The 18,185-nt window shown below is 67.6% G+C and carries 12 protein-coding genes and 1 pseudogene; 7 read left to right on the forward strand and 6 right to left on the reverse strand.

Annotated elements, in window-relative coordinates:
• Nucleotides 1-2,517: 2,517 nt before the first annotated feature.
• From rsmG to rpmH, 6 genes are all read right to left on the reverse strand, one after another.
• Nucleotides 2,518-3,258 (reverse strand): 16S rRNA (guanine(527)-N(7))-methyltransferase RsmG, encoded by a 741-nt coding sequence (gene rsmG, locus ATM97_RS33685; protein ID WP_218722266.1) that lies wholly within the window; start codon nt 3,256-3,258, stop codon nt 2,518-2,520.
• Nucleotides 3,259-3,356: 98 nt separating this feature from the next.
• Complete coding sequence (locus ATM97_RS33690) at nt 3,357-3,890, reverse strand: protein jag (RefSeq protein WP_218722267.1); 534 nt, start codon at nt 3,888-3,890, stop codon at nt 3,357-3,359.
• 24 nt (nt 3,891-3,914) lie between these two features.
• Entirely contained in the window at nt 3,915-4,991 is a 1,077-nt protein-coding gene (gene yidC / locus ATM97_RS33695) for a membrane protein insertase YidC (RefSeq protein ID WP_218722268.1), read from the reverse strand.
• A gap of 4 nt (nt 4,992-4,995) precedes the next feature.
• A complete protein-coding gene (gene yidD, locus ATM97_RS33700; RefSeq protein ID WP_218722269.1) occupies nt 4,996-5,295 on the reverse strand; it encodes a membrane protein insertion efficiency factor YidD in 300 nt (99 codons plus the stop codon).
• Nucleotides 5,292-5,711 carry a ribonuclease P protein component gene (gene rnpA / locus ATM97_RS33705; RefSeq protein ID WP_218722270.1) on the reverse strand — a complete coding sequence of 140 codons (420 nt, stop codon included), beginning with the start codon at nt 5,709-5,711 and terminating at the stop codon, nt 5,292-5,294. Before rnpA ends, yidD begins: the two co-directional genes overlap by 4 nt.
• Before the next feature lie 22 nt (nt 5,712-5,733).
• A complete protein-coding gene (gene rpmH, locus ATM97_RS33710) occupies nt 5,734-5,877 on the reverse strand; it encodes a 50S ribosomal protein L34 (protein ID WP_005516618.1) in 144 nt (47 codons plus the stop codon).
• Nucleotides 5,878-6,530: 653 nt separating this feature from the next.
• Between rpmH and dnaA the strand changes: the two genes are divergently transcribed.
• From dnaA to ATM97_RS33745, 7 genes and pseudogenes are all read left to right on the forward strand, one after another.
• Nucleotides 6,531-8,729, forward strand: coding sequence for a chromosomal replication initiator protein DnaA (dnaA, locus tag ATM97_RS33715; protein WP_218722271.1), 2,199 nt, complete (start codon nt 6,531-6,533; stop codon nt 8,727-8,729).
• Between the two features lie 800 nt (nt 8,730-9,529).
• The gene (gene dnaN / locus ATM97_RS33720; RefSeq protein WP_218722272.1) at nt 9,530-10,705 is read left to right on the forward strand and encodes a DNA polymerase III subunit beta; all 1,176 of its coding nucleotides are present in this window, start codon (nt 9,530-9,532) and stop codon (nt 10,703-10,705) included.
• 24 nt (nt 10,706-10,729) lie between these two features.
• On the forward strand, nt 10,730-11,926 hold the full coding sequence (gene recF / locus ATM97_RS33725; protein WP_218722273.1) for a DNA replication/repair protein RecF: 1,197 nt from the start codon (nt 10,730-10,732) through the stop codon (nt 11,924-11,926).
• Between the two features lie 136 nt (nt 11,927-12,062).
• Entirely contained in the window at nt 12,063-12,599 is a 537-nt protein-coding gene (locus tag ATM97_RS33730; protein WP_218722274.1) for a DUF721 family protein, read from the forward strand.
• A gap of 372 nt (nt 12,600-12,971) precedes the next feature.
• Nucleotides 12,972-15,005: a DNA topoisomerase (ATP-hydrolyzing) subunit B gene (gene gyrB / locus ATM97_RS33735; RefSeq protein WP_218722275.1), complete on the forward strand. Its 2,034-nt coding sequence runs from the start codon at nt 12,972-12,974 to the stop codon at nt 15,003-15,005.
• Nucleotides 15,006-15,064: 59 nt separating this feature from the next.
• Nucleotides 15,065-17,575, forward strand: a complete 2,511-nt coding sequence (gene gyrA / locus ATM97_RS33740; RefSeq protein ID WP_218722276.1) for a DNA gyrase subunit A — start codon at nt 15,065-15,067, stop codon at nt 17,573-17,575.
• A gap of 39 nt (nt 17,576-17,614) precedes the next feature.
• Nucleotides 17,615-18,185, forward strand: a pseudogene (locus tag ATM97_RS33745) (DUF3566 domain-containing protein); the annotation flags it as partial.

Genomic DNA, 18,185 nt, shown 5'->3' on the forward strand with positions numbered 1-18,185 from the left:
TGGCGCACGGTCTTCGTGGCGCACGGTCTTCGTGGCGCACGGTCTTCGTGGCGCACGGTCTTCGTGGCGCACGGTCTTCGTGGCGCACGGTCTTCGTGGCGCACGGTCTTCGTGGCGCACGGTCCTTGTGGCACACGGTCCTCGTGGCGCACGGTCCTCGTGGCACACGGTCCTCGTGGCACACGGTCCTCGGAATGGCCGACACATCCAATCTCCCATCTCGATCGGCGCGTTCGCATGGTGCGCAGCCTTCGTCGCGCGTCGTCTTCGTGGCACGCCGCCCCGTGATGCGCTGCCCCCGTGGCACGCCGCCCCGTGATGCGCTGTCTTCGTGGTGTGCGCTGTCTTCGTGGCGCCAGGCTGCGGGCCGCCTGTCCGTATGCCAGCTGTCCGCGCGCCCCACGGATGCCACAGCTTCTGGCCGCGCAGCGGGATTGAGACGACGGCACCCATGGCGGCATCACCACTACTACGTCGAGGCGGTCGAATGTCCGGCCACCGCACGGAGACCGACGGCGGTTCCCGCAGCCGAGCTGTTCGACCCGCATCCACTGCGCCCACCGTGTTCGGGGCCCAAATCACTCCGCGAGCGCTGGCATGGGCGCCAATCCGTCGACGCCACCGAACAACCAGAGCAGATGAAACCTGGAACCTCGGAGCAGTCTTTACGGATACCGACCGACGGCGGCCCTGTCCGATCAAGCGACCGCCTGCCTCGGCGACATCGAACCCGACACCAGCGAAAGACCTCCGGACTCTCACCCCACCACGAGAGTCCCTACACGGAGACCGAACTGAATGAGTAACCCAGCGCACCACTCCACACCCAACAACCCGCACAGCGCGCAGCCACCCACTCCACACCCAAGGTCCCACCCCGCACCTCCTGAGCCACTCCGCACACCCAGCAGTCCACTCCACACACCCAGCGGTCCACTCCACGCCCGGCATCCGCACCGCACCCCAGCCCCCGACCCACGCCCGGCGGTCCGCACCCGCACCGCACCAGCGCCCTAAGTCCCGTATCGGCTCCCAGCGCTCCGCACCCGTCATCCACACCACACCCAGCACCCCGCCTCCACACCCACCGGTCCGCACCACACCCACCGGTCCGCACCACACCCACCGGTCCGCACCGCACCCGGTGGTCCGGCACCCGCGCGCAGCGGTCTTCTCCCCACACCTGGCGTTCCGTACCGCACCCGGCGGCCCACACCCACATGGCGGTCCATTCCATATCCCGCGGCCCACCCGCTCCGCAGCCACCGAGAACGTTCGGGCGACCGGGACCGGCGGGCTCATCGCTCACGACTTCGCCGACGACGACGTATCACTGGCATCGTCCGACCGACGCACTCTGCCCCGCGACTTCCTACCCACCGACCATGCTCTCCGCTCACGGGCGGCGTGGGCCGCGACTGGGCAGGGCGCGATCCCGAATAGCGATCGGCATCGAACTCGGCGATCGACTCCTCGCAGTTGGCAGATCGCATAGATCGCGATCGGCTATCTGGCCGGCCGCTGACTCGCGGACGATGCAGGGCATCCTGTTCTGCCAGGGAGCTGGGTTGCCGCTGCCCGTCGAGTACCGCGGCGGCGGTCCGCCACAAGAGTCCGGGGCATGTGGTCCGGGCGAGGTGCTCAACGTCCGAACTGGCGGCGCACACTACGAATCGATCAGTGCTGCCGACAGTCACTGCTCGCGGGCCGACTCGATGTGGATGCGTTCGGTCTGGACAGCAGCCGCCCAGCGGCCGATGCGGCGGTTGATCGTCTCGGAGTACCTGGTCCGGCAATGAGTTCGGGAGGTGGGCGGCAGTGATCCACTCGCCCCAGCGGCCCGCACCCCACCCCGCCGCCCCGCACTCAGCCGCCCACTCCATACTCGGCGGCCCGCACCGCATCCGGCGAACCGGTCTCAGACCGACGATCTGCTCCGCCCCCGACGATCCGGCCCCACCCGACGGCCCGCTCCGCACCCGACGATCCGACCCCGCACCCCAGCCACTCGCCCCGCACCCCGGCCAGCCCGCGCCACTCCCACCAAGTCACGCTGCGCGCAGCACCCCATTCCACACCCCGCGATTCACAGCGCTTCAACGATCAGCACCACCCCAGCGATCCCGCACCTCGCCCCGACCCGCACGCGCCCACCAACTCCCGCACCCGGCCTGGCGACCACGCCACGGCGGGCTACCCGCAACGCACCGATCGGCACCGTATCAAGCAATCCATCGAGCCGCGGAGAACGCGGAGCAAAGCCCACCCCTACCGAGAATTCATAGACCAGAATCCCGTCGACTGCACGGACCTACTACGAAGTCGATCCGACAGACGAAATCCGGCGAGCGACTACCCAGGCCGCACTGCGCCAGATCCGGTTCCACCGGCTGCACGTTCCACGTGAAACAACGCGACGGAGCAGTTCTTGACGCTTCGGCACAGATAACGAATTTCCGCCTGAGTCGGCGGCAGGCAACCACCCTCGGGCAGTTTCGTCACGTTACGAAATGTGAACTATCGCTTCCGCGACTTCTTCTCCGCGCTCGCGACCTTCCGCCCACTCCGACGCGTCGGACGCTCGGCGCGGGGGAGCAGCTCGGCGCTGATCACCAGAGTCGGCACCTCGACGATCCCGGCACCGCACCCGACCACGCGGAGATCGGTGGCACCATCGCGGATCAGTTCGGCGCCGTCGCGCTCGAGTTCCTCGGCGGCACTCGTTCCCTTGAGAGCGAGCATCCGACCGTGATCACGGAGGAGGGGGAGCGACCAGTGGGCGAGCTTCGCGAGAGGGGCGACCGCGCGGGAGGTGACCACGTCCGCGCCGCCGGCTTCCTTGATGACACCGGACTGCTCGGCCCGTCCGCGAACGACGGTCACATTCTTGAGTCCGGCTTCTTCGATGAACTCACCCAGGAACACCGTGCGCCGCAGCAGCGGCTCGACGAGGGTGATACGGAGATCGGGCCGGGCAATGGCCAACGGGATGCCGGGGAGTCCGGCGCCGCTGCCGACATCGACGACGGACGCGCCCTCGTCGATCAGCTCACCGACCACAGCGCAGTTGAGGATGTGCCGCTCCCAGAGGCGGGGGACTTCGCGCGGGCCGATGAGGCCGCGCTCCACGCCGGCGGTGGCCAGTGCCGCGCAGTAGCGGCGGGCGAGGTCCAGGCGGTCGCCGAAGATCCGCACGGCAGCGGCGGGCGGGTCCAACTCGGCGGACAGCGCACCCAGTTCGAGTTCCACGTGAAACATCCTTCCGAGTGGTGGTCGATCGCAATAGGGCATGAATAAGGCCCCCGGTCCGAGACCGGAGGCCCTATCACACCAAACGTGGTCGCGGCGGAATCAGCCTACTCGGGCACTACCACCACATGACGATTCGGCTCGACACCTTCGCTCTCGCTCGCCACACCGTCGATGTCGGCGACGGCGTCGTGCACGATCTTGCGCTCGAACGGAGTCATCGCCGACAGTGCCTCGGGCTTGCCCGACTCGAGCACGCGCTTCGCCGCGGCGACGCCGAGCTCGCTCAGGTCGGTGCGACGCTGAGCGCGCCAGCCGGCCACATCGAGCATCAGGCGGCTGCGGACGCCGGTCGCCTGCTGCACGGCCAGGCGGGTCAGCTCCTGCAGCGCGTCGAGAACTTCGCCGTTGCGTCCGACGAGCTTGGTCAGATCGCGGCCGCCATCGATGCTCACGACGGCGCGGTCGCCCTCGACATCGAGGTCGATGTCGCCGTCGAAGTCGAGCACGTCCAGCAGCTGCTCGAGGTAGTCGCCCGCGATCTCGCCCTCTTCGATCAACGCTTCTTCGGCGTCGTTCACGACGTCAACAGTCGTCGCCACAGTGGCGTCCCCTCCGTCGGTCTCGGTCTCAACAGTCATTGGATTCCTCTATCTGATCGCCACTCAGCGCTTACGCTTCTGGTTCGCGCGGCCGCGGTTACCCGGCCGCTTCTGACCGCCCGGCCTGCGCTGGCCGCCACCCTGCTTGGCGGCCTGCTTGGCGGTGCCGTTGGTCGCGGCGGTGCCGTTCGTCGAGGCGGTGTCGTCGGCCGGGGCATCCTGCTTCTTGCGGACGTCGACCGGCTTGGCGCCGGGCTTGGGCGCGTTCTGTGCGCGCAGCTCCAGCTTCTTCGCCTTCTTCTCTTCCTCTTCCTTCTCCATGCGGCCGAACACCAGGTGCTGCTGACCGTAGGTCCAGATGTTGTTGGCCACCCAGTAGATCAGGATGCCGATCATCAGGAAGGGACCACCGACGAGCACGCCGAGCGGGAAGACCCACAGCGACAGCTTGTTCATGATCGCGGCCTGCGGGTTGGCGGCGGCTTCCGGCGTCTGCCGCTGGACGGAGGCGCGGGCGTTGAAGTGGGTCGCCAGACCGGCGATGACCATCAGCGGGATCGCGACGAGGGCGATGCTCAGCTTGGTCGGCGTGCCACCCCACTCGGCGAAGGCCGACAGCTCACTCTGCGGCATGGTGATGAACGACGCGATCGGGGCGCCGAAGATACGGGCGCTCAGGAACGACTGGACGTCGGCCGCGCTGAAGATGTAGTTCGGGGTGTGCGCGTTGTCGTACGCGGACATCCCCAGCTGACCGAAGCCGTGGCCGGTGCGGTTGAACGAACGCAGCACGTGGAAGAGACCGAGGAAGACCGGCACCTGCACGAGGACCGGCAGACAGCCCATCAGCGGGTTGAAGCCGTGTTCCTTCTGCAGCTTCTGCATCTCCCGCGCCATGGTCTCGCGGTCGTTCTTGTACTTCTTCTGCAGCTCCTTGATCTGAGGCTGCAGCTCCTGCATCTGCTTGGTGGTGCGCACCTGCTTCACGAACGGCTTGTACAGCACGAGCCGCAGCGTGAAGACCAGGAAGACGATGGCGAGGCTCCAGGCGAGCCCACTGTCGGCTCCGAACACGAAGCCGAAGGCTTTGTGCCAGAACCACAGAATCGCGGATACCGGCCAATAGATGATGTCGAGCACGGCTCTAGGTACTCCCGTCGTTCGTATCGCCGATCAGCGCGGGCGATGACTTTGTGCAGGCATTCGACCCGCGCTCTGGCACGGGATCCCACCCTCCAGGGTGCCAGGGCGCGCATTTCGCGAGGCGCACGACCGTCAGTGCCGATCCGACGACCAGCCCGCGCGTGCGCAGAGCGGTCACCGCGTATTCACTGCAGGTGGGAGTGAACCGGCAGATCGGCATCCGGGTGGGGGAGACATAGGTCCGGTACAGCTCGATCAGGAAGATCAGCACGTTCGCGGGTAGGCGGGTGAGGGTCCTCATCGCCGCTCACCGGCCGGGGTGCGACCGAGCGCGGGCTCCGGAGCACTACGCAAACCGAGCTTGCGTAGTCCGGTGCGCAGCTGGCGCAGCAACTCGGCGGAGTCGGCGGTGGCCGCACCGGGCAGCGCCCGAATCACGACATCGGTACCGGCTGGCAATTCGTCGACGATCTGGGCGCACATATGACGCAGGCGGCGGGCCACCCGGTGGCGAACCACCGCGTTACCCACCGCCTTGCTCACAATCAGCCCGAACCGCGGACCGCCTACCCGGATCAGGGAATCGACGTCGGCGACATCGTCGTACGTGTGCGTGAACGCGTGTACGACGAGATCTCGCCTCCCGATTCGCTGACCGCGGCGCACCGTGCGGGAGAATTCGGCACGGTGGTGCAACCGATACGGCTCAGGCAACACCCGAGCGTCCGACTACGCGCGATCAGGCAGTCAGTTCGGCACGGCCCTTACGGCGACGCGCCGAAACGATGGCGCGACCCGCACGGGTGCGCATCCGGAGGCGGAAGCCGTGCACGCGCGCCCGACGACGGTTGTTCGGCTGGAACGTCCGCTTGCCCTTGGCCACGGTCAACACTCCTCGAGTTGGTGGGCACCGTTCGGCGCCCGAAGTCTGTTCAATGATTCGGATGTCTGCGCAGCGGACCGCGGTCTACACGCAGAAAGCCTTGGCGATCGACGTGCAGCACACAGCCGCCACCGCGCCAAGGGGTGACTGTACGAGGGTACTGATACCGCTACGCAGGGTCAAACTCGGCCCCCAAAGCACGTGCGCCAGGCACGATGTCCAGATTACCGGACCCCGCCGCCTCGCCCCGAGCTGGGCCGACCTGGGGCGACACGCCCGGGACGCACTGACGCATCCGGGGACTTTTCGTGAGTTCGTCCACACCTCTGGCCTTCTGCGGCGGGGGCGGCTAACCTCTGTAGCCGGGGGATTGCTGAAGAACCGCAGGTCCAGCCCCATTCACTGCCACACGCTGGCAGATTCCCTCTATCCCCAGGTTTGTCCACATCTGTGGATAATTGTGTGGAAAGACGGCCGGAGTGGCATATTCGTAGGGCCGACGGTGCCCGCGCCGCAGTCCGGATTCTGGGACCGCACGGCGTTCGAACCGGCTTCGGTTGTACGCAGGATCACTGGATTCCACCTGTTCACAGGTGATTGTCCGCGTGCGCCCGGCCGTGGGCCCCAACAAACCGGTCCGGGGAGGACGCTGCATGGACGACGAGCAGAATGTGCTGGCCACCGTATGGCCTGAGGTGGTCGCCGAGCTCACCACCGGCTCGGCCGACGGCGCCATCCCCGCGGTCAGCCGCGCGCAGCAGGCCTGGCTGAAACTGGTCAAACCGCTCACCGTCGCCCAGGGCTTCGCGTTGCTGTCGGTTCCGTCCTCGCTGGCCCAGGAAGCAATCGAGCGTGATCTGCGCGAGCCGATCCTGCGATCGCTGGGGCGTCGGCTCGGGCCGCAGGTGGAGGGTTTGGGTGTCCGCATCGCCGCGCCGAGCCCGGCCGCGGGGGAGCGGGCAGGCAATTCGCCGCGGCACGCCAGGATGACGAGCCGGCCGGAGCGCCCGCGCGAGCAGGTGCGCCCGCCGACCGGTTATCCCGGTCCCGATTTCAGTGTTCCCGACTACGCCGCGCGCGGTGAGTACGGCCGGCCCCGCTACGGTGCCGGCGAGTACCCCGCGGGCAATGGTGAGTACGGCAACGACTACCAGGGTGGGCAGGAATATCAGCCCACCGGTGACTACGGCAACAGCTACGGCGGGCGCGAGTACCCCGCGCAGCCGGGCGAGTACGGCGAGCGGCCCGACTATGCCGGTCATCGGGAGTACCAGGCCGAGCCGGAATACCGGCAGCCCGAACCGGAATACCCGGCGCAGCCCGAATACCAGCAGCAGCCGGAGTACGCGCCGGCGCCGGAATACGGCCAGGCGCCGGAGTTCCAGCCCGAGCGCGCCGAGTTCCCCGGCACCGATTTCGAACCGACCGCGGTCTATCCGGTTCCCGACTTCGCCAACGGCGAGTTCGGCGGTCGCGCGGAGTTCCGTGGCGCGCGCCCGGATCAGCGCCCGGCCGACGCCGCCCCGCCCGCCCGGCGGGAGCAGTCCGGTTCGCCCCGGCGTGAGCACATCCCGCCCGGCCAGGAGTCGCTGTTCACCCCCGACCCGCCGCCGCAGCGCGCGCCGAGCCGGGCCCGGGGTTCGCAGTCGGAGGAGCCGATCGCCGCGCGGGCCGAGGAGGCACCCACCGAGGCCGCGCCGGAACCGCTGCGGCCGGGTACGCCCGGTGCCGAGCCCGCGGACGACGAGCCGGTGGTCGATGCCCGCAACAACTGGCCGACCTACTTCAACAAGTCGCCCGAGGCCCCGCCGCAGGCGTCGTCCTCGGCGAGCCTGAACGCCAAGTACACGTTCGAGACGTTCGTCATCGGCGCGTCCAACCGGTTCGCGCACGCGGCCGCGGTCGCGATCGCGGAAGCGCCGGCCCGGGCCTACAACCCGCTGTTCGTCTGGGGTGCGTCGGGTCTGGGCAAGACGCACCTGCTGCACGCGGCGGGGCACTACGCGCAGCGACTGTTCCCCGGCATGCGGGTGAAGTACGTCTCCACCGAGGAGTTCACCAACGACTTCATCAACAGCCTGCGCGACGATCGCAAGGTCGCGTTCAAGCGTCGCTACCGCGAGACCGACATCCTGCTGGTCGACGACATCCAGTTCATCGAGGGCAAGGAAGGCATCCAGGAGGAGTTCTTCCACACCTTCAACACCCTGCACAACGCGAACAAGCAGATCGTCGTCTCCTCCGACCGCCCGCCCAAGCAGCTGGCGACCCTGGAGGAGCGGCTGCGGACCCGCTTCGAGTGGGGCCTGATCACCGATGTGCAGCCGCCCGAACTGGAGACCCGCATCGCGATCCTGCGCAAGAAGGCGCGGATGGACCGGCTCGATGTGCCGCACGACGTGCTCGAACTGATCGCCAGCCGGGTGGAGCGCAATATCCGTGAGCTCGAGGGCGCGCTGATCCGGGTGACGGCATTCGCCTCGCTCAACGGTCAGCCGCTGGATCTCTCGCTGGCCGAGGTCGTGCTGCGCGATCTCATGCCCGACACCGCGGCGCTGGAGATCAACGCGGCGACGATCATGGCCGTCACCGCCGAGTACTTCAACACGACGCTCGAGGAACTGACCGGGCCGGGCAAGGCCAGGCCGCTGGCGCAGGCCCGGCAGATCGCGATGTACCTGTGCCGCGAGCTCACCGATCTGTCGCTGCCCAAGATCGGGCAGGCGTTCGGTCGCGACCACACGACGGTGATGTACGCGGAGAAGAAGGTGCGCAAGGAGATGACCGAGCGACGCCGTGTCTACGACCAGGTGCAAGAACTCACAGCCCGGATCAAACAGCGCTCGCGCTGATTTCATCCACACCTCGAACACCGCCCTGACCTGGGGCGGTGTTCTTTTTTGCCTTGTGGATTCCTCGAGGAATCCCTGTGGAGTCCTCGAGGAATTCACCGGTTGTGCACCGATCGGCGCACAGGGGCTGGGGAGCGATCTGGGAGTGTTCGCTCACAGGGAGTTGTCCACATCGTCCACAGCCGGATCCACTCACACCTCCACGGTCACCCCGACCTGCGACGTCGGCGGATCTGCCCTGTGGATTCCTCGAGGAATCCGTGTGGAGTCCTCGAGGAATCCACCTGGTTGCCACCACCCTGCCCCCGCGTGTGAACAACAGGGTGAATCCGGTGGAACAACTCGAGGACTACTCGAGGATGGAAATGGGACAACTTCGGGCGTCCACAGACGCTCCCGGTTCATCCTCGAGACACCCCACGGCCATCCCCATGCCGACGTGCGCTCTGACCTGCGGATTCGGCCGAAGTCCACAGATTCCACAGTGCCTACTACTACTTCAGTTCTATTTCTTGAAGAGATCTCTTCAAAACAAGGTGTGTGGAAAGTCGGTCGGAGAGGCTCGGCTCGGTCGGTGCTCCACTCACAAGCGGCAAGGAGGAGAGGGGACGGGTAGTGAGGGCTCGATGGGTAGTGAGGGCTCGATGGGCAGGGAGGGTCGATGCGGACTTCCCGCGATGCCCAGGTACCGTTTGGTTGTCGGCTTGTTGTGCGAGACTCAGTGCGCGGCCGACGCAGCACCTCAACTCCGCTGAACACCCCGCACACGGATTCGAAACTCGGAGAGGACAAATCGGGCGATGGAGCTTGCGAGCATGAAGTTTCGGGTCGCCCGAGAGGATTTCGCCGAGTCGGTGGCCTGGGTGGCGCGCAGCCTGCCCTCCCGTCCTCCGGTGCCCGTTCTGGGTGGTGTGCTGCTGGTCGCCGACGAGAACGGCCTGACGGTCTCCGGCTTCGACTACGAGGTCTCCGCGCAGATGCGGGTGGCCGCCGAGGTCGCCGGTCCCGGCCAGGTGCTGGTCTCGGGCCGACTGCTCGCCGACATCACCAAGGCGCTGTCCAACAAGCCGGTCGATGTCTCCGTCGACGGCACCCGCGTGCTCATCGCCTGCGGTAGCGCCAAGTTCTCCCTGCCGACCATGCCGGTCGAGGACTATCCCCAGCTGCCCGAGGTGCCGCAGCAGACCGGTGAGCTCGGTGTCGATGTGTTCGCCGAGGCGGTCGGTCAGGTCGCCGTCGCCGCGGGCCGCGACGACACGCTCCCGATGCTCACCGGCATCCGGGTCGAGATCGAGGGCAACGATGTCGTCCTCGCCGCCACCGACCGCTTCCGCCTGGCCGTGCGGCACCTGCAGTGGCAGCCCACCCGCTCCGACATCGAGACCGCCGTGCTCATCCCGGCGCGCACGCTGTCCGAAGCCGCCAAGACCCTCGGTGCCGCCGACGCGCCCGTGCAGCTGTCGCTGGGCAGCGGTGGCGGGGCCGACGGCCTGCTCGGCATCGTCAACGCGGGCCGGCGCACCACCACCCGCCTGCTCGACGCGGAATTCCCCAAGTTCCGCCAGTTGCTCCCCAAGGAGCACACCTCCATCGCCACGCTGCCCGTCGCGGCGCTGTCCGAGGCGATCAAGCGCGTCGCCCTGGTGGCCGAGCGCGGTGCCCAGGTGCGTCTGGAGTTCTCCACCGACGGCGTGCTGCTGTCGGCGGGTGGGGACGACGCGGGCCGCGCCGAGGAATGGCTGGAGGCCGATTTCCGCGGTGAGCCGCTGACCATCGCCTTCAACCCCGGCTACCTGACCGAGGGACTGTCGGCGCTGCACGCGGAGCGGGTCACCTTCGGGTTCACCACCCCGAGCCGTCCCGCCGTGCTGCTGCCCGCCTCCGACGAGGAGCCCAAGGTGCTCGAGTCGGGTGCGTTCGCGGCGCTGGAGAGCCAGTACATCTACCTGCTGATGCCGGTCCGGCTGCCCGGCTGAGCCGGCCCGCCCGCGTAATCCGGCATGTTCATTCGTGCGCTGTCGGTCCGTGATTTCCGGTCGTGGGAACACGCCGAGCTCGAGTTGTCCCCAGGGCGCACGGTGCTGTTGGGGGCCAATGGCAACGGCAAGACCAATCTGCTCGAGGCGATCGGTTATCTGGCGACGCTGGGGTCGCATCGGGTCTCCGCCGACGCGCCGCTGATCCGGATGGGGGCGACCCAGGCCCGGATCGGGGCGACCGTGGTGAACACGGGCCGCGAATTGCGCGTCGATGTGGAGCTCAAGCAGGGCAGCGCCAACCGGGCCCAGATCAACCGGTCGCCGGTGCGCCGGTCCAGGGAGATCCTCGGGATTCTGCAGACCGTGCTGTTCGCGCCGGAGGATCTGTCGCTGGTGCGCGGCGATCCGGGGGAGCGCCGACGGTTCCTCGACGAGTTGTGCACAGCCCGCCTGCCCAGGCTGGCCGGCGTGCGCGCCGACTACGACAAGGTGCTGCGCCAGCGCTCGGCGCTGTTGAAAACCGCTGGCCGCCATGTCCGTTCCCGCGCCGATCTGAGCACCCTCGACGTGTGGGACGGGCATCTGGCCGAGCACGCCTCGGTGCTGCTGGCCCAGCGATTGCGCCTGGTCCACGACCTGTATCCGTATCTGGCACAGGCATATCGGTCGATCGCGCCCGAATCACGGCCCGCGGCAATCGCTTATCGCTCGGGATATCTGCCGCCCGAACTCCTCGATCCGGCGCGCGAGCCGGGGGCCGACGACGTGGCGCACCTGCACGAGATCGTGCTGCGCGAGCTGGCCGCCGCCAGGAGCCGGGAACTCGAGCGCGGGGTGTGCCTGGTCGGCCCGCACCGCGACGACCTCGAGCTGCTTCTCGGCAGCTCGCCCGCGAAGGGCTTCGCCAGTCACGGTGAGTCCTGGTCGTTCGCGCTGGCGCTGCGGCTGGCCTCGTTCGAACTGCTGCGCAGCGCGGGCACCGAGCCGGTGCTGCTGCTCGACGACGTGTTCGCCGAACTGGATCGGCGCAGGCGGACCGCGCTGGCCGAGGTGGCCGCCGGCGCGGAGCAGGTGCTCATCACCGCGGCGGTGGCCGAGGACGTGCCGGCCGAGCTGGCCGCCGAACCGCTGCGGGTGCAAACGACCGGCGAAGCCGATCGGCGTACCTCACGAATCGTCACCGAGGTGGCCGAACAACCGGAAGATATGCACAGATAGCGATAGTTATCAACAGCAGCCTGTGGAAAACCGGCAACATGCTGGACATATGCCGGATCGGCCTGGACGGTGCTGTCGGCGCTCCGGCGTAGACTCAGTCCGCACTCGGCCAGCATCGACACCGGAAGGAACCGAGGTGAGCGAAGAGCCCGAACCGGAGCTGCGCGGGATCGATCTGGCCCGGCGCGCGCTGGAGGAGGCCAGGGCCGCTGCCAAGGCCAGCGGCAAGTCGGTCGGCCAGGGCCGGGCGTCCCCGGTCCGCAAGCTGCGCGCGGGTGGACGCAGGCGCACCGGCTGGTCCGGCGCAGGTCCCGACCCCCGTGATCCCCAGCTGTTGTCGGCCCTGACCGGGTCGATCGCGAAGAGTCGTGGCTGGTCGGGCAAGGTGGCCGAGGGCATGGTGTTCGGCCGGTGGACCAGCGTGGTCGGGGAGGATATCGCCTCGCATGCCACCCCGGTGACGCTGGAGGGCGGCGTGCTCAAGATCGCCGCCGAGTCCACCGCGTGGGCCACCCAGCTGCGCATGTTGCAGGGCCAGATCCTGGCCAAGATCAATGCCGCGGTCGGCCAGGGCGTGGTCACCTCGCTGCGGATCACCGGGCCCGCCGCGCCGAGCTGGCGCAAGGGCGAACGACACATCAAGGGCCGCGGGCCACGCGACACCTACGGATAGCCGGGCGGTGACCGGGGCGAGTTGCCTTGTGGCCGCAACGCTCTCGGGCCCCGAGTTTTGTACATGTGGACAAAACCTGTGGATAACTCGGAGCGGCCTCGGGGGCGGTCGATCGCGTTTCACGTGGAACCGCCGAACGCAAGTCTCACGCCAGTTCTGCCGGGCGGAAATCTCCGGAAGGCGGAATCTTGTCACCGTAGACCGATTTCTTGCATTCACGGCGGCGTCAGGGGTGTCGTAGGTGCACTGTAAGTTGGGCTTACCAGTAGGATGGTGACGTAACCAGCGGCGAACCCTCGACGCGTGCTGTGCAGTCCGCGTGCTGCCCGATCGCTGCGACAGGGATCAGCAAGTAAGGAGAGCTACCGACAAGTGGCTGCCAACGACTCCAACGCATCGGGCAACAAGCAGGGCTACGGTGCCTCCTCCATCACAGTCCTCGAAGGCCTCGAAGCGGTGCGCAAGCGCCCTGGCATGTACATCGGTTCCACCGGTGAACGCGGCCTCCACCACCTCATCTGGGAGGTTGTGGACAACTCGGTCGACGAGGCGATGGCCGGCTACGCGACGCGGGTCGACGTCACGCTGCTGGAGGACGGCGGTGTCGAGGTCATCGACGACGGCCGCGGTATCCCCACCGCCATGCACGCGCAGGGCATTCCGACCGTCGAGGTCGTCATGACGCAGCTGCACGCCGGCGGCAAGTTCGACTCCGACTCCTACGCCGTCTCCGGTGGTCTGCACGGTGTCGGCATCTCGGTGGTCAACGCCCTGTCGTCCAAGCTGGAAGCCGAGATCGACACCGACGGCTACCACTGGGCCCAGACCTACAAGGACGCCAAGCCGGGCAAGCTCATCCAGGGTGAGCCGACCAAGCGCACCGGTACGACGATCCGCTTCTGGGCCGACCCGGAGATCTTCGAGACCACCACCTACAACTTCGAGACGGTCGCGCGCCGCCTGCAGGAGATGGCGTTCCTCAACAAGGGCCTGACCATCACCCTCACCGACCAGCGGGTCAGTGAGTCCGACGTCACCGACGAGGTCGTCAGCGATACCGCCGAGGCGCCCAAGCACGCCGAGGAAGGCGTCGAGAAGCCGGTCGAGCACAAGGTCAAGACCCGCACCTACCACTACCCGGGCGGCCTGGTGGACTTCGTCCGCCACATCAACCGCACCAAGCAGGCCATCCACAACTCGGTGGTCGGCTTCACCGGTAAGGGCACCGGCCACGAGCTCGAGGTCGCGATGCAGTGGAACTCGGGTTACTCCGAGTCGGTCCACACCTTCGCCAACACGATCAACACCCATGAGGGCGGCACCCACGAAGAGGGCTTCCGCGCGGCGCTGACCACGGTGGTCAACAAGTACGCGAAGGAGAAGAAGCTCCTCAAGGAGAAGGACGGCAACCTCACCGGTGACGACATCCGCGAGGGCCTGGCCGCCATCGTGAGCGTCAAGGTCGGCGAGCCGCAGTTCGAGGGCCAGACCAAGACCAAGCTGGGCAACACCGAGGTCAAGTCGTTCGTGCAGCGCGCCTGCAACGAGCACCTGACGCACTGGTTCGAGGCCAACCCGGCCGACGCGAAGACCATCGTGCAGAAGGCGGTGTCCTCGGCGCAGGCCCGCGTGGCCGCGCGCAAGGCGCGTGAGCTGGTGCGCCGCAAGTCGGCCACCGACCTGGGCGGCCTGCCCGGCAAGCTGGCCGACTGCCGCTCCAAGGATCCGAGCAAGTGCGAGATCTACATCGTCGAGGGTGACTCCGCCGGCGGCTCGGCCAAGTCCGGCCGCGACTCGATGTACCAGGCGATCCTGCCGCTGCGCGGCAAGATCATCAACGTCGAGAAGGCCCGCATCGACCGCGTCCTCAAGAACAACGAGGTCCAGTCGATCATCACCGCGTTCGGTACCGGCATCCACGACGAGTTCGACATCGCGAAGCTGCGCTACAACAAGATCATCCTGATGGCCGACGCCGACGTCGACGGCCAGCACATCGCGACTCTGTTGCTCACGCTGCTGTTCCGGTTCATGCGCCCGCTGGTCGAGCACGGGCACGTGTTCCTGGCCCAGCCGCCGCTGTACAAGCTCAAGTGGATGCGCACCGACCCGGAGTTCGCCTACTCCGACCGCGAGCGCGACGCGCTGCTCGAGGCCGGTCTGGCCGCGGGCAAGAAGATCAACAAGGACGACGGCGTCCAGCGCTACAAGGGTCTGGGCGAGATGAATGCCAAGGAGCTGTGGGAAACCACCATGGATCCGTCGGTGCGGGTGCTTCGTCAGGTGACGCTCGACGACGCGGCCGCGGCCGACGAGCTGTTCTCCGTGCTCATGGGCGAAGACGTGGAGGCACGTCGCAGCTTCATCACCCGCAATGCCAAGGACGTCCGCTTCCTGGACGTGTAACCGGTGCAGCGCCGTAAGCGCGCGCCCGTGAAGCATGTCAGGCCCTCGAAGGAGATTTGATGACTGAGACCACGCTGCCGCCCTCCGGTGGTGCGGGCGACCGGATCGAACCGGTCGACATCCAGAACGAAATGCAGAGCAGCTACATCGATTACGCGATGAGCGTGATCGTGGGCCGCGCGCTGCCCGACGTGCGCGACGGCCTCAAGCCCGTGCATCGGCGCGTGCTCTACGCGATGTACGACAACGGCTACCGCCCCGACCGCGGCTATGTGAAGTCGGCCCGTCCGGTCGCCGAGACCATGGGTAACTACCACCCGCACGGCGACGCGTCGATCTACGACACCCTCGTGCGCATGGCGCAGCCCTGGTCGCTGCGCTACCCGCTGGTCGACGGCCAGGGCAACTTCGGTTCCCGCGGCAACGACGGCGCGGCCGCCATGCGTTACACCGAGTGCCGCCTGACGCCGCTCGCGATGGAGATGCTGCGCGATATCGACAGCGAGACCGTCGATTTCGTCCCCAACTACGACGGTCGCTCGCAGGAGCCGACCGTGCTGCCCGCGCGCGTGCCCGCGCTGCTGATGAACGGCAGCAACGGCATCGCGGTCGGCATGGCGACCAACATCCCGCCGCACAACCTCAACGAGCTGGCCGAGGCCATCTACTGGGCGCTGGAGAACTACGACGCCGACGAGGAGACCACCCTCGCCGCGTGCATGGAACGGGTCAAGGGCCCGGACTTCCCGACCCACGGCCTGATCGTCGGCGGCCAGGGCATCCACGACGCCTACACCACCGGCCGCGGCTCGATCCGCATGCGCGGTGTGGTGGAGATCGAGGAGGGCAGCCGCGGGCAGACCCAGATCGTCATCACCGAGCTGCCGTACCAGGTCAACACCGACAACTTCATCAACTCGATCGCCGAGCAGGTCAAGGACGGCAAGATCGCGGGTATCTCCGATATCCACGACGAGTCCTCCGACCGGGTGGGCATGCGCATCGTGGTGACGGTCAAGCGCGACGCGGTCGCCAAGGTCGTGCTGAACAACCTGTACAAGCACACCCAGCTGCAGACCAGCTTCGGCGCGAACATGCTCTCGATCGTCGACGGCGTGCCGCGCACGCTGCGCCTGGATCAGATGATCCGGTACTACGTCGACCACCAGTTGGAAGTCATCGTCCGGCGTACCCGCTACCTGCTGCGCAAGGCCGAGGAGCGGGCCCACATCCTGCGCGGCCTGGTCAAGGCGCTCGACCTGCTCGACGAGGTCATCGCGCTGATCCGCCGCTCGGCCAACACCGACACCGCGCGCACCGGCCTGATGCAGCTGCTCGAGATCGACGACATCCAGGCCACCGCGATCCTGGACATGCAGCTGCGCCGCCTGTCCGCCCTGGAGCGGCAGCGGATCGTCGACGATCTGGCCAAGATCGAGCTCGAGATCGCCGACTACAAGGACATCCTGGAGAAGCCGGAGCGCCAGCGCGCGATCGTGCGCGACGAGCTGTCGGAGATCGTCGAGAAGTACGGCGACGACCGTCGGACCAGGATCATCGCCAACGACGGTGACGTCGCCGACGAGGACCTGATCGCCCGCGAGGACGTGGTCGTCACGATCACCGAGACCGGCTACGCCAAGCGCACCAAGACCGACCTGTACCGCTCGCAGAAGCGCGGCGGCAAGGGCGTGCAGGGCGCAGGCCTCAAGCAGGACGACATCGTCAAGCACTTCTTCGTGTCGTCCACCCACGACTGGCTGCTGTTCTTCACGAACAAGGGCCGGGTCTACCGGGCCAAGGCCTACGAGCTGCCCGAGGCCAACCGGACCGCGCGTGGTCAGCACGTGGCGAACCTGCTGGCGTTCCAGCCGGACGAGAAGATCGCCCAGATCATCCAGCTCAAGACCTACGAGGACGCGCCGTACCTGGTGCTCGCCACGCGCGCCGGCCTGGTGAAGAAGTCCAAGCTCACCGACTTCGACTCCAACCGGTCCGGCGGCATCGTCGCGGTGAACCTGCGCGACGACGACGAGCTGGTCGGCGCCGTGCTGTGCTCGGCCGACGACGATCTGCTGCTGGTCTCGGCGCACGGTCAGTCGATCCGCTTCTCCGCCACCGACGAGGCGCTGCGTCCGATGGGCCGCGCCACTTCCGGTGTGCAGGGCATGCGGTTCAACGCCGACGACGAATTGCTCTCGCTCAATGTGGTCCGCGAGGACACCTACCTTTTGGTGGCCACCGCGGGTGGGTATGCCAAACGTACGGCGATCGAGGAGTACACCGCGCAGGGTCGTGGCGGAAAAGGCGTATTGACAATTCAGTACGACCCGAAACGTGGCAGCCTGGTCGGTGCGCTCATCGTCGACGACGAGGACGAGTTGTACGCGATCACTTCCAGTGGTGGCGTCATCCGCACCGCAGCCAAGCAAGTTCGGAAAGCTGGACGCCAGACCAAGGGCGTGCGATTGATGAACCTCGCGGATGGCGATACCTTGCTAGCGATCGCGCGCAACGCCGACGAGCCCGATCCCGATCAGCTCACCGGCGACGCGGCTTCGGAGCAGTAACCCAACCAGCGGCGGCAACGAACGGATCTGAGGATTCCATTGACCACACCGAATCAGTCGAACGACGATCGGAACCAGACCAACGGCGTCACCGAGCGGATTGCCTCGTCTCCGATCCAGCCGCGGCCGATCCCACGCCAGGGCGGTCCGGCCGAGGGCGCGGCAGCGCCGGAATCCGGTGCCGCCGGGGGCGAATCGTTCGACCAGTCGACCGTGCGGATGGGCAACGAACCCACCCCGCCCGCCGGCAACGGAAAGGGCAAGTCGCCCTACCAGGACGGGTGGGCGCAGCTGCCGCAGCGCGAGCCGCAGTCGAACCTGTACCGGCCCGGTGAGGCCCCAAGCCAGGGGCGTCCGTCCTCTGGCGGTGCGGGCCCCTCGTCCGGTGGGCTGAAGGGCAGCGGCGCGTCCAATGCCAGGACCACCGCCGACCTGGCGGCCAAGGCGGCCCGCAAGGAAGCGGCGATGGTGAAGTCCGTCGGTATCGACGGACCGACCCGCAGCATCGCCCGTCCCGAGCTGGTCAAGGACATGCCGGACCTGTCCGAGGTGCGGCATCCGACGCCGGACGGCCAGGCCGCGCCCGCGGCGGCGCCCGGGCTGCCGATGG

The sequence above is a fragment of the Nocardia sp. MH4 genome, assembly GCF_019266065.1.
GTDB lineage: Bacteria > Actinomycetota > Actinomycetes > Mycobacteriales > Mycobacteriaceae > Nocardia > Nocardia canadensis.

Excerpts from the sequence above, each read along its gene's own strand:
- dnaN (WP_218722272.1), top strand. The coding sequence starts at position 9,530 with ATGGAGCTTGCGAGCATGAAGTTTCGGGTCGCCCGAGAGGATTTCGCC.
- ATM97_RS33690 (WP_218722267.1), bottom strand. The coding sequence starts at position 3,890 with ATGACTGTTGAGACCGAGACCGACGGAGGGGACGCCACTGTGGCGACG.
- recF (WP_218722273.1), top strand. The coding sequence starts at position 10,730 with ATGTTCATTCGTGCGCTGTCGGTCCGTGATTTCCGGTCGTGGGAACAC.
- rsmG (WP_218722266.1), bottom strand. The coding sequence starts at position 3,258 with ATGTTTCACGTGGAACTCGAACTGGGTGCGCTGTCCGCCGAGTTGGAC.
- dnaA (WP_218722271.1), top strand. The coding sequence starts at position 6,531 with ATGGACGACGAGCAGAATGTGCTGGCCACCGTATGGCCTGAGGTGGTC.
- gyrA (WP_218722276.1), top strand. The coding sequence starts at position 15,065 with ATGACTGAGACCACGCTGCCGCCCTCCGGTGGTGCGGGCGACCGGATC.
- yidD (WP_218722269.1), bottom strand. The coding sequence starts at position 5,295 with ATGAGGACCCTCACCCGCCTACCCGCGAACGTGCTGATCTTCCTGATC.